Here is a 13129-nt window from a genome sequence, read left to right as displayed (position 1 = left end):
ACATCAGGGAATCAACGGTAAAAAACCTATCGATATGGTCTCCCTTACAACAAATAAAAATACCTAATTCTGTTACCGAATTACTAAACCCTTACAATTGCGAGGAGCGTAGCGACGTGGCAACCTTAGCATATCCGCTCGCCCTATGAGAGATTGCCACGTCGCTATCGCTCCTTGCAATGACGCGTGGAGTTATGCATAAACACAAAAACGCCGGGCTTAAACCCGGCGCTTATATATTCTTTGTGTTCTCTGTGAAACCTCTGTATGCCCTGTGGTTAAATATCAAACCAAATACTCAAACAAAGTAGCGTCTTTATTGATCTCGATAACTTCGAAACGGTTTTCCTGCATGCGTTGCAGCAGGGCGGGGTAGTCCTCCGCATTTTTAAGCTCAATACCTACCAGGGCGGGGCCATTCTCTTTTGATGTTTTTTTGATGAACTCGAAACGGGTAATATCATCACCGGGGCCTAAAACCTCGGTTACAAACAGTTTTAAAGCACCCGGGCGTTGCGGGAAACGTACAATAAAGTAGTGCTTCAATCCTTCGTATAGCAGCGATTTTTCTTTGATCTCGGCCATACGCTCAATGTCGTTATTACCACCGCTGATCACGCAAACTACTTTTTTACCTTTTATCTGTTCTTTAACAGCATCCAATGCAGTTACCGAAAGTGCTCCCGCAGGTTCAACTACAATGGCATCCTCGTTATATAACTTCAGGATAGTGGTACAAACCTTACCTTCGGGCACGGTAAGCATATCGTCCAGTATCTCGCGGCAAATGGCGAAGGTTTTATCGCCTACACGTTTTACTGCGGCGCCATCTACAAAACGGTCAATATCTTTCAACGTAGTGTTTTCGCCATTCTTCATGGAGGTAAGCATCGATGGTGCGCCTTCGGGCTCAACACCTATCAGGGTAATACCCGGTACGGTTTGCTTTAAATAAGTGCCCATGCCGGCAGCAAGCCCGCCACCGCCAATTGGCATAATGGCTACGTCAATATCGGGCAGGTCCTGCAATACTTCAACCCCAACGGTTCCCTGGCCTTCTATAACCTGTTCGTTATCAAAAGGGGGGATAAATGTCATGCCATGTGCCTGGGTATAGAGCAATGCTTCGCGCAGGCAATCGTCAAAGGTATCACCGGTTAAAACCAGCTCCACATTGCCGTTACCAAACATTTCTGTTTGTTTTACCTTTTGTTTCGGGGTTATCTCGGGCATAAAAATTACACCCTTTGTCCCCAGTTTTCTGCATGAAAAAGCTACGCCCTGTGCGTGATTACCTGCGCTGGCGCATACTACGCCACGGTTTAATTGCTCGGCGTTAAGGCGACTGATCATGTTATAAGCGCCCCTTAATTTATAAGAGCGCACTATCTGCATGTCTTCGCGTTTTAAATATATTTCGCATTCGTATTTTGCCGACAGGCGCTCGTTGTACTCCAGCGGAGTATGGCGCACCACATCTTTAAGGCGTTGGTAGGCCGCGTCAAAATCCAAATGTGTTTCTGTAACTGTGTCCATTATTTAATTCTTTACCAGCCTGTGTGCCATTAAGCCTTGCAGGTCATCATCATTTATATCCAACTTGGCATCGGCAAGGGTTAAGAAGGTTTTATACACTTCGTAAAGTTCATCCTTATCCAATTTATGCCCCAATCTTTCCAAATGGAATTTCAGCGCGTGGCGGCCGCTGCGTGCGGTTAACACAATACTCGCGCTGGGGAAACCAACATCCTCCGGGCGAATGATCTCGTAATTCTCGCGGTTCTTCAAAAAGCCGTCCTGGTGGATGCCGCTGCTATGCGCGAAGGCATTGCTGCCTACAATGGCTTTATTTGGCTGTACCGGCATGCGCATCTGGCTACTGATCATGCGGCTCATTTCGTAAAAGTTTTTGCTGTTTACGTTAGTATGCAAGCCAAGCACCGAGTGCGTTTTCAGGATCATTACCACTTCCTCAATAGAAGTGTTACCCGCGCGTTCGCCAATACCGTTAATGGTGCCTTCAATCTGGCGTGCACCGTTCTGTAAACCTGCGATTGAATTGGCTGTAGCCAAACCCAAATCGTTATGGCAATGTACCGAAATAATGGCCTGGTCAATATTCTTAACATTCTCCTTCAGGTATTTGATCTTGGCGCCATATTGGTCGGGCAGGCAATAGCCATTGGTATCGGGGATGTTCACTACCGTTGCACCTGCAGCTATTACAGCTTCAACCATTTGTGCTAAAAAGGCCACATCGGCACGGCCTGCATCTTCAGCATAAAACTCAATATCCTCAACAGATTTTTTGGCGTATTTCACGGCTTCAACGGCACGCTCAAGAATTTCCTCGCGGGTGCTGTTGAATTTGTGTTTAATGTGCTGATCTGATGAACCGATACCTGTATGGATACGCGGGCGTTTGGCATATTTCAATGATTCTACCGCAACATCAATATCGGTTTTATTGGCACGCGTAAGTGCGCAAACAACAGGCTCGGTTACGGCCTTTGATATTTCAACAACGCTTAAAAAATCGCCAGGGCTTGATACCGGGAACCCCGCTTCAATAACATCCACGCCCAGCGTTTCCAGCTCGCGGGCTATATCGATCTTCTCAGGGGTTGTCAGTTGGCAGCCCGGTACCTGTTCGCCATCGCGAAGCGTGGTATCAAAAACATAAACGCGGTTAGGGTCGTGTAACATAATTTTTCCTTTTTAATATTTTAATAATAGTATCAAGTAGTTAGTATCAAGTATCAAGATTCGACTGTTTATTTAAGTCTAAATACTTGATACTAACTACTCTTTAATCGCTATAAATCTTAATCTTTTATAATCTGCGTACCATTGGCCGTTCTCGTTGTAATGCGGTTCCAGCAATGCGGTAACTTCTTTCAGCATTTCTTCTTTTTCGGCAGCAGGTACACCTACCAGGTACAGTGGTGCAAACATGGTTATCCATTTAGCCACACCCTGGTCGCCATCCTGCAGCGGGGTTTTGCGGTCGAAATGCACAGCATAGGTAACCCTGAAACCATGTTTCTCTAACCGGGTGGCATATTCGCCCAGTGACGGGAAATACCAAACCTGGGTTTTTGCCTGCTTATGGTAGCCGCGCTGCTCCAGTACCTGTTTGGTAGCTGCTATCAGTTTACCAACGTTGCCCTTGCCTCCCATTTCGGCAACAAAACGACCGCCGGGTTTAAGGCTTTTGTAAACGCTGTCCATCATGCCGTCCTGGTTTTTTACCCAGTGTAGGGCAGCATTTGAGAATATGGCATCGTACTTGCCCTTCTCATCAAATTTGCTTGCGTCAGCAACCTCAAATGCAACTTCGGGGTAGCTTTCTTTTGCCTGGGCAATCATATCGGCCGAGTAGTCGGTACCTTTCACAACTGCACCTATGTTTTGGATCTGCTGGGTTAAATAGCCCGTGCCGCAGCCAATATCCAGGATGTGTTCACCCGGTTTAGCATCAAGCGTTTCCAGCACATTTTCACCAAACTGGTAAACAAATGCGTGTTTCTGGTCATATAATTCAGCGTTCCATTTCATAGTTTTGTTATTGTGTCATTAGGTTATTGAGTCATTTTGATTTTTTAATTTTGACTTAAAAAATCCAGTACTTTTTGCCCCATGGCTTTTGTGCCCAATATTTTTGTTTTGTCGGTATTGGCGTCAGCGATATCGCCGGTGCGGTAACCGTCTTTTAATGTTTTGTCAATAGCAGCTGTTATCTTTTTGGCTTCATCTTTCAGGCCGAAGCTGATTTCCAGCATTAAGGCTACCGATAGGATAGAGGCCAGCGGGTTGGCTTTGTCCTGTCCGGCAATATCATGCGCCGAACCGTGGATAGGCTCAAAGAAGCCTGTACCATCACCAATTGATGCGGATGCCAGCATCCCCATCGAGCCCGCTATCTGCGAAGCTTCGTCAGTAAGGATATCACCAAAAAGGTTGGCTGTTAATACCACATCAAACTTTTTAGGGTTTTTAACAAGTTGCATGGCGGCATTATCAATAAACATGTGCTCGGTTTCTACATCGGGGTATTGTTTGGCCAGTTCCTGTACAACCTCGCGCCACAGGCGTGACGCTTCAAGCACGTTGGCCTTATCTACCGAGCATAACCTTTTACCGCGTACACGGGCGGCTTCAAATGCTTTTGTAGCTATGCGCTCTACCTCGTAGCGGTGATAGATCATCAGATCCGACGCGGTGTTGCGGTCTTCGCTGCGTTTTTTCTCGCCAAAGTAAACGTCACCTGTTAGTTCGCGGAAGAACAAGATATCCGTTCCTTTCAGTATTTCGGGCTTTAAGCTCGATGCATCCAATAGCTCATCAAAAAGCATGATGGGGCGCAGGTTGGCATACAGGCCAAGTTCCTTACGGATCTTCAGCAACCCCTGCTCGGGCCTTACTTTTGCCGATGGGTCATTATCATATTTGATGTGACCGATAGCGCCAAAAAGGATGGCATCGCTTGCCTTTGCCTTTTCAAGCGTTTCATCAGGAAGCGGGTTGCCGGTAGCTTCAATACCCGCGTGGCCCATCAGGGCTTCATTGAAGATAAATTCGTGGCCAAAATCGGCACCTATTTTTTCTAATACGGCTTTACCCCAGGTGGTAACCTCGGGGCCAATACCATCACCGGGTATTACTAATATGTGTTTTTTAACTCCCATTGTATTTTATACGTTAGTCCCGCGTACTTCTTTTAGTTTCATCACCATCAGTTGCGCGTCGCTTTCAATCCACTTGTTATAATCGTCGATGGCCTTTAAGCGGTCATCATCTGTTATGTAACCTTCCTCAACCATCTGGGTTGATTTAGCTACCGACGACCAGATCCCTATCTTCGACAGAAAATTTGGTTCGCCTTTCTTATAGTATTCGTTCGCATCTAAAACCTCAACCTGGCTTAAGCCTGCTTCGGTAAAATAACCGGGCAGGTCTTCGGCAATGTGGTTGTTCATACCTGCATCACCGCGCCATCTTAAAAAGGTGGCGTAAAACTGGCGCATACTTGCCGGCGGTTCGGGCTGCCATACCAAAGCCTCGTGGTTATAATCCAGCACGGATAATATGCCGCCCGGCTTTAGCATGCTCTTTAATTTTACCACAGCTTCCTGTGGGTTGTTCAGCCATTGCAGTACCCTTGCGGCTACTATCAGGTCGAATTTTTCTTTTGGCTCGTAAGTGAACAGGTCGGCATTTAATAGCTCCAGGTTGGTTACATCAGCATAAGTTTCTTTACCACTTTCTATAAAGTATGCTGTGTTATCTATCCCGGTTACATGGCCTGTAGGGCCAACTTTTTGAGCAATGCCCTTAGAGATAGCCCCGGTTCCGCAACCGATATCCAGCACGCGCCAGCCTTGTTTTAACAATGGCGGCAGTGTGGCGTAATCGGCTTCAAGGCTGCGCTCGTCAAATAGCTTCGCGGTGCCTTTGCCTTCCCGTTTTATCTCTTTTTGGTTCATTAGTTCACTGGTTCATTAGTTCATTGGTGCTTCTACCTTATCTTGCACCCTCAAATTCTTCAACCAGTTCCTTTTTGCTCAGGATGTAGTCGATATCATCGTAGCCGTTGGTCATGCAGGCTTTTTTGTAGGGGTTAACCTCAAAGCTTTCCTGTTCGCCGGTTTTTACAATTTTAATGAACTGGTCAACCAGGTCAATCTCTACCTCAGCATGCGGGTCGGCATCAATTACCTCAAATAATTTCTTCAGGAAATCGTCGCTTACCTGTACAGGCAATAACCCGTTGTTAAGCGCATTCCCTTTAAAAATATCAGCAAAGAAACTACTTACTACGGCATCAAAACCATAATCGGCAATGGCCCAGGCGGCATGTTCACGGCTGCTACCGCAACCAAAATTTTTGCCTGCAACCAGTATTTTACCGCTATAGGTAGGGTTGTTGAGTACAAAGTCTTGCTTTGGGTTGCCGTCGTTATCAAAACGCCAGTCGCGAAACAGGTTATTGCCAAAACCATCGCGGGTAGTGGCCTTTAAAAAACGAGCAGGGATGATCTGGTCCGTATCGATGTTTTCGATAGGCAAAGGCACCACGCTGGTTTGTATATGTTTAAATATTTTAGTACTCATATTATTTTCTTTTATGTCATTGCGAGCGATAGCGCGGCAATCTCAAAGGACAATCGGATTTGCTGAGTTTGCCACGTCACTACGTTCCCCGCAATGACATGGTGTTCTCTTCCTTCAGAAATTCTCTTATATCGGTCACAACTCCTGTAATAGCACTTGCTGCCGCGGTTAACGGGCTTGCCAGGAAAGTACGGGAGTTTGGCCCCTGCCTGCCTTCAAAGTTTCTGTTTGAGGTGGAAACACAGTATTTACCTGCCGGGATCTTATCTTCATTCATACCAAGGCATGCGCTGCAACCCGGTTCGCGTAGCGGGAAACCTGCGGCGTCAAAGATCTTGTCCAGGCCTTCGCGGATGGCTTGTTCCTGCACTTGTTTTGAGCCGGGAACCACCCAAACGGTAACATTATCGGCCTTGTGCTTGCCTTTTACAAACTGGGCAACCTCACGCAGGTCTTCAATACGGCTGTTGGTACAGCTGCCGATGAAAACGTAATCGATAGGTTTGCCTAATAATTGCTGGTCATCATGCAGGCCCATATAATCAAGGGCTTTTTTGTACGAGCCTTGTTCCTTCTGCTCAAACGAGGCGGTTTCAGGAACATGCTGCGTAACGCCAATGCCCATACCCGGGTTTGTTCCGTAGGTTATCATCGGCTCAATATCTTCGGCTTTAAAGCTTAGTACGCTGTCAAACTCCGCATCCTCATCAGAGTACAAAGTTTGCCAGTAAGCTACTGCCTTGTCCCACTCTTCGCCTTTAGGGGCAAATTCGCGGCCTTTTACGTAGTTGATAGTGGTTTCGTCGGGCGCTATCAATCCACAACGGGCACCCATCTCGATGCTCATGTTACAGATGGTCATGCGGCCTTCCATGCTTAACGCACGGATGGTATCGCCGGCGTATTCTACAGCATAACCTGTTCCGCCTGCGGCAGAGATCTGCGAGATGATGTACAGGATGATATCCTTGGCGCCAACGCCTTTTTGCAGTTTGCCGTTCACCTCGATCTTCATCCTTTTGGGGCGCGATTGCAGTAAACACTGGGTAGCCATTACCTGCTCAACCTGCGAGGTGCCTATACCAAACGCTATGGCACCAAAGGCGCCGTGTGTTGAAGTATGACTGTCGCCGCAAACATAAGTGCCACCCGGACGGGTGATGCCCAGCTCGGGGCCTATAACGTGGACGATACCCTGGAATGGATGCCCTAAACCGTAAAGCTCGATGCCGAACTCCGCGCAGTTTTTGGTGAGCATATCAACCTGGTATCGGGAAAGTTCTTCTTTAATGGGGAGGTGCTGGTCCCAGGTGGGGACGTTATGGTCGGCCGTGGCAACGGTTTGTTTTGGCCTGAAAACCGGTAACCCTCTGGCGCGCAAGCCATCAAATGCCTGCGGACTGGTTACTTCGTGAATGAAATGTGTATCGATGTATAAAATATCAGGAAAGCCCTCGTTGCTACTGACGACGTGTGCATCCCAAATCTTGTCGAATAATGTTTGTCCCATTTTTTTAAGTCTTTAGTCTAAAGTTTTAAGTCATAAGTCGCCAGCAGACTTTCTACTAACGACTTACGACTCAAGACTTGTTATTATGCTTCTACAGCCTGGTTTTCGGGGCGTAAACTGCGTACAGTTTTGCCTGCCTGCCACATTTCGCTGTCGCGTAATTCTTTCAATTCCGCATCTAATTTTTCGCGGTAATCAGTTTTGCTGTTGCTATCGATTGATTTTTGTGATTCAACACCGGTTGCAACGCTTTTGTACAGGTCTTCGAATACCGGTTTAGTGGCGTCACGGAATTTCTTCCACCAGTCAAGCGCGCCGCGTTGCGCGGTGGTTGAGCAATTAGCGTACATCCAGTCCATACCGTTTTCTGCAACCAGTGGCATTAACGATTGGGTAAGTTCTTCAACGGTTTCGTTGAAAGCCTCAGATGGTGAGTGGCCGTTAGCACGTAATACATCGTACTGTGCAGCAAATACACCCTGGATACAACCCATCAGCGTACCACGCTCGCCGGTTAAGTCGCTATAAACTTCTTTTTTGAAATCTGTTTCGAACAGGTAACCGCTACCAACGGCAATACCTAATGCGATAACGCGCTCCTGGGCTTTACCGGTTGCATCCTGAAAAATAGCATAGCTTGAGTTTAAGCCACGGCCCTGCAAAAACATACGGCGTAATGATGTACCTGAACCTTTAGGGGCAACCAAAAATACATCCACATCAGCAGGAGGGACGATGCCGGTTTGCTCTTTAAAGGTGATACCAAAACCGTGAGAAAAGTATAATGCTTTACCCGGGGTTAAATGTTTTTTAACAGTTGGCCATAACGCAATTTGTGCAGCATCGCTTAATAAATAGCAAATAATAGTTCCTTTTTCAAGGGCTTCTTCAATTTCAAAAAGGGTTTCGCCCGGCACAAAGCCATCGCTTACGGCTTTATCCCATGATTTTGAATTTTTACGCTGGCCAACAATAACGTTAATGCCATTGTCTTTTTGATTGAGCGCCTGGCCCGGGCCTTGTACACCATAGCCAATTACTGCTACTGTTTCGTTTTTTAATACGTCCTGAGCTTTTGATAAAGGGAACTCTTCGCGGGTTACTACATTTTCTTCACTACCGCCGAAATTTAGTTTTGCCATTGTTTTGGTTTTTTGTTTTTTGGGATCTCACCGATTTAGATGATCTCGCCGATTTTGCTTTTATATTTTAATTAAGATTTTACTTTATTCTACTCCCCCTTCAGGGGGCGGTGGCTACATCGTAAACACCTTTTGCCCTTTGTTCAGATATTCGTTTTCAATAACATCTTCGCCCGGTTCAAGCCTTTCAAACTCGCGTAGTTTGCTGTTAAAGCCTTCGCTATCTTTAATGATGGCCACACGGGCGCTGCGTACAAACTCTATCAGGCCGTAAGGTTGTAAAATGCTGATCAGGTTATCGGTTTCCTCGCGGTGGCCGGTTGTTTCAAACACAGTGTAGTCCTTACGCAAAACCACTACGCGTGCGCCATTCTCGCGCAGCAAACGCTCTACGCTTACCTTTTCGGCAATAACATCTGTCGATACTTTGTATAGGGCCAGTTCCTGCCAGATAACATCGGCATTGGTATGGTAATATACTTTTAGTACTTCTACCTGTTTCTCTATCTGGCGCGTTAGCTTTCGCACTACTTCTTCAGATTCGGTTATCACGATGTTGAAGCGGTGAATGCTCTCTATCTCAGACGGAGAGGTGTTAAGGCTATCAATATTTATTTTACGGCGGGTGAATATAATAGCAATACGGTTCAGCAAACCTATCTGGTTCTCGGTGTAAACCGTTATGTTAAATTCCTGCTTGTCGTTATCTTGAGTTTCCATGTTGTGTTTCTTGTTTGGGGGTATTACTTAAGCCTGATCTCGCTAACGCTGCAACCTTGCGGTACCATCGGGAATACGTTGTTCTCTTTGGTAACCATCACTTCTAAAAGGAAAGAGCCTTTATTGTTCAGCATTTCGTGCAGTGCCGATGGCAGGTCCTTGCGGTCGTCTATCACCTTGCCGGGTATACGGTATGCCGCTGCCAGCGCTACAAAATCGGGGCTCTCGATATCCACGAACGAGTAGCGGCGCGAATTGAACAGTTCCTGCCACTGGCGAACCATGCCCAGGAAACGATTGTTGAGGATAATGATCTTTACATCGATGCCGCTTTGCATAATAGTGCCCAGTTCCTGGCAGGTCATCTGGAAGCCGCCATCGCCAATAATGGCAACCACTGTACGGTTTTGCGCGCCAAACTTAGCGCCGATGGCTGCGGGCAGTGCAAAGCCCATGGTGCCTAAACCACCGCTGGTAACGTTACTGCGGGTGTTATTGAACTGTGCGTAACGGCAGGCCACCATCTGGTGCTGGCCAACGTCGGTCACAATAATAGCTTCGCCTTTGGTAATTTCGTTCAATTGTTTAATCACCTCACCCATGGTCATTTCGTCCGTGGTGGGGTTAAGTTCTCTATGGATAACCTGTTCAACTTCCTGGCGGGTATAGTCTTTAAACTTGTCATGCCATTCGGTGTGCTCCTTTTTATCCACCAAAGCAGTAAGCATTGGCAGTGTTTCTTTACAATCGCCCCAAACAGGAACGGTTGATTTTACGTTCTTGTCGATCTCGGCAGGGTCAATATCCAAATGGATTACTTTTGCCTGTTTTGCGTATTTATCCAGGCGACCGGTTACGCGGTCGTCAAAGCGCATGCCTATGGCTATCAATACATCGCACTCGTTTGTTAAAACGTTTGGCCCGTAGTTGCCGTGCATACCCAGCATCCCTACATTAAGCGGATGATTTGTTGGGATAGCGCCTGCACCCAAAACCGTCCATGCTGACGGGATACCGCTCTTTTCAACAAAGGCTTTAAACTCTTGCTCGGCGCTGCCCAATATTACACCTTGACCCCATATAATAAATGGTTTTTTGGCGGAATTGATCAGTTCGGCAGCCTCCTGTATATACTGCGGGCGAACGATTGGTTTTGGCCTGTAGCTGCGGATATGATCGCATTTGGTATAACCCGCATAATCAAATTTCTGGATCTGTGCATTCTTGGTAATATCTATCAATACCGGGCCGGGCCTGCCGCTTTTGGCAATATAAAATGCCTTGGCAATAACCTCGGGGATCTCGGTTGCATCTGTTACCTGGTAGTTCCATTTGGTAACCGGGGTGGTGATGTTGATCACGTCTGTTTCCTGGAAGGCATCGGTACCCAAAAGGTGCGCAAAAACCTGCCCTGTGATACAAACCAACGGTGTGCTGTCTATCTGTGCATCGGCCAAGCCTGTAACCAAATTGGTTGCGCCGGGGCCGCTGGTGGCGAATACAACACCAACTTTGCCTGATGTACGCGCATAACCCTGGCCGGCATGGATGCCGCCCTGCTCATGGCGAACAAGGATATGGTTCAGTTTTTCACTATAATCGTACAAGGCATCATAAATGGGCATAATAGCACCGCCGGGGTAACCAAAAATGGTTTCCACACCTTCCACAATCAGGGCTTCTAATAATGCTTCCGATCCTGAAACTTCTGTTGTTGGTGATTTTGCAGGCGCTGCTGCTTTTTCACTTACTTCCTGTGTGATTGTTTGTGCTTCCATTTATTATATGATTACACCGATGTAAATGATTACACCGATTTGTTCTATTCTGTCAATTTTTTAATTCTCTAAAATCCGTTTTCTGATTAAGGCATTTCATCTGTTACGCAACCTTCGGCAGCATTGCTTACGGTTTTTGCATACCTGTATAAAAGCCCTTTGCTTACTTTTAGTGCCGGCTGTTTCCATGCGGCTTTGCGTGCAGCAAATTCTTCATCGCTTATCATTACATTAATGGTGCGGTTTATGGCATCAATAAATATGCGGTCTTCATCTTTCACAAAGGCAATACCTCCGCCATCATAAGCTTCCGGCGTGATGTGGCCGACGACGAAGCCGTGTGTACCGCCACTAAAGCGGCCATCAGTAATTAACGCTACCGAACTACCCAGGCCTGCACCAAATATAGCAGAGGTTGGTTTCAGCATTTCGGGCATACCCGGTGCGCCTTTAGGGCCAACGTTGCGGATAACCACCACGTCGCCTTTTTTTACCAGGCCACTTTGAATACCGTGGATCAGTTCAAACTCGCCATCAAACACGCGGGCAGGGCCTTCAAAGCTGGTACCTTCCTTACCGGTTATCTTGGCCACGCTGCCACCTTCGGCAAGGTTGCCATATAATATTTGTAAGTGACCGGTTGCCTTAATAGGGTTTTCGGCCGGGAATATAATTTTCTGACTTTCAAAATCAAGTTCAGGCACATCCGCTAAATTTTCGGCAATGGTTTTGCCTGTAACGGTTAAGCAGCTACCATCAAGCCAGCCTTGCGCAAGGCAGTATTTCATTACTGCGGGTACACCGCCAATGTTGTGCAGGTCTTCCATCATGTATTTGCCGCTTGGCTTCATATCGGCCAGTACCGGGATGCGGTTACTTACGGTTTGGAAATCGTCCTGGGTTACTTTTACACCAACGCTTTTAGCCATTGCTATTAAGTGCAATACTGCGTTTGTTGAACCGCCAAGTACCATTATCACCACTATCGCGTTCTCGAAAGCTGCGCGGGTCATGATATCTGATGGTTTTATGTCTTTCTCTAATAAGATCTTTATTGCTTTACCCGCGGCCAAACACTCCGCTTTTTTTTCGTCGCTTAAAGCAGGGTTTGATGAAGAGTATGGCAAGCTCATGCCCAATGCCTCAATTGCGGCAGCCATAGTATTAGCCGTATAGATGCCACCGCAGGCGCCTGCGCTTGGGCATGCGTTTTTTATAACACCTGCAAAATCTTCGGGGGTTATTTGCCCTGCTATCTTTTTGCCCAATGCTTCAAAGGCCGATACAATGTTAAGGTCTTCGCCTTTCCAGTGGCCGGGTTTTATAGTACCACCATATACCATTATAGACGGGCGGTTTAAACGCCCCATTGCCATTATAGAACCCGGCATGTTTTTATCACAGCCCGGCAGGGTTATTAAACCATCATAATACTGTGCACCCGTTACCGCTTCAATCGAATCGGCAATAATATCGCGGCTCATTAACGAGTAGCGCATACCTTCGGTACCGTTGCTCATACCATCACTTACGCCTATGGTATGGAATATCAGGCCCACCATATCTTCATCCCAGATACCCTGTTTAACCAGCTTTGCCAGATCATTCAAGTGCATGTTGCAGGTGTTGCCATCATAGCCCATGCTGGCAACGCCTACCTGCGCTTTTTGCATATCATCGTCGGTAAGGCCTATACCGTAAAGCATGGCCTTGGCCGCAGGCTGGGTTTCATCCTGTGTAAAGGTTTTACTGTACTTATTTATCTCTACAGTGTTTGTAGTATCTGATGATGAACTCATTTTTATAAGCGTTTTTATCTCCGGTAACCGCCAAAAATGGCGTTAACAATTAATGTTGTATTGTGT

General features: G+C 46.8%; 11 protein-coding genes. All 11 read right to left on the bottom strand.

Going from position 1 to position 13129, the window contains the following annotated elements; all coding sequences use genetic code 11:
• Positions 1-285 precede the first annotated feature (285 nt).
• The 11 genes from ilvA to ilvD all read right to left on the bottom strand — a co-directional run bounded on the left by ilvA (position 286) and on the right by ilvD (position 13063).
• Positions 286-1536 carry a threonine ammonia-lyase IlvA gene (gene ilvA / locus IDJ75_RS20480; RefSeq protein WP_191177529.1) on the bottom strand — a complete coding sequence of 417 codons (1251 nt, stop codon included), beginning with the start codon at positions 1534-1536 and terminating at the stop codon, positions 286-288.
• 3 nt (positions 1537-1539) lie between these two features.
• Positions 1540-2706, bottom strand: coding sequence for a 2-isopropylmalate synthase (locus IDJ75_RS20475; protein WP_191177528.1), 1167 nt, complete (start codon positions 2704-2706; stop codon positions 1540-1542).
• A 96-nt stretch (positions 2707-2802) separates the two neighbouring features.
• The gene (locus IDJ75_RS20470; RefSeq protein ID WP_191177527.1) at positions 2803-3558 is read right to left on the bottom strand and encodes a methyltransferase domain-containing protein; all 756 of its coding nucleotides are present in this window, start codon (positions 3556-3558) and stop codon (positions 2803-2805) included.
• A 44-nt stretch (positions 3559-3602) separates the two neighbouring features.
• A complete protein-coding gene (gene leuB, locus IDJ75_RS20465) occupies positions 3603-4688 on the bottom strand; it encodes a 3-isopropylmalate dehydrogenase (RefSeq protein ID WP_191177526.1) in 1086 nt (361 codons plus the stop codon).
• Positions 4689-4694: 6 nt separating this feature from the next.
• Complete coding sequence (locus tag IDJ75_RS20460) at positions 4695-5486, bottom strand: methyltransferase domain-containing protein (protein ID WP_191177525.1); 792 nt, start codon at positions 5484-5486, stop codon at positions 4695-4697.
• A 37-nt stretch (positions 5487-5523) separates the two neighbouring features.
• Positions 5524-6114, bottom strand: coding sequence for a 3-isopropylmalate dehydratase small subunit (gene leuD / locus IDJ75_RS20455; protein ID WP_191177524.1), 591 nt, complete (start codon positions 6112-6114; stop codon positions 5524-5526).
• A 79-nt stretch (positions 6115-6193) separates the two neighbouring features.
• The gene (gene leuC, locus IDJ75_RS20450) at positions 6194-7624 is read right to left on the bottom strand and encodes a 3-isopropylmalate dehydratase large subunit (RefSeq protein ID WP_191177523.1); all 1431 of its coding nucleotides are present in this window, start codon (positions 7622-7624) and stop codon (positions 6194-6196) included.
• An 83-nt stretch (positions 7625-7707) separates the two neighbouring features.
• Entirely contained in the window at positions 7708-8766 is a 1059-nt protein-coding gene (gene ilvC, locus IDJ75_RS20445) for a ketol-acid reductoisomerase (protein WP_191177522.1), read from the bottom strand.
• Between the two features lie 114 nt (positions 8767-8880).
• Positions 8881-9486: an acetolactate synthase small subunit gene (gene ilvN, locus IDJ75_RS20440; protein ID WP_191177521.1), complete on the bottom strand. Its 606-nt coding sequence runs from the start codon at positions 9484-9486 to the stop codon at positions 8881-8883.
• A 23-nt stretch (positions 9487-9509) separates the two neighbouring features.
• Positions 9510-11264, bottom strand: coding sequence for a biosynthetic-type acetolactate synthase large subunit (gene ilvB / locus IDJ75_RS20435; protein WP_191177520.1), 1755 nt, complete (start codon positions 11262-11264; stop codon positions 9510-9512).
• A gap of 86 nt (positions 11265-11350) precedes the next feature.
• Positions 11351-13063, bottom strand: coding sequence for a dihydroxy-acid dehydratase (gene ilvD, locus IDJ75_RS20430; RefSeq protein ID WP_191177519.1), 1713 nt, complete (start codon positions 13061-13063; stop codon positions 11351-11353).
• Positions 13064-13129: the final 66 nt, after the last annotated feature.

Source organism: Mucilaginibacter rigui (genome assembly GCF_014773275.1).
GTDB lineage: Bacteria > Bacteroidota > Bacteroidia > Sphingobacteriales > Sphingobacteriaceae > Mucilaginibacter > Mucilaginibacter rigui_A.
Note: the sequence above shows the minus strand (reverse complement) of the source record. Positions and strands in the feature narration are given on the sequence as shown.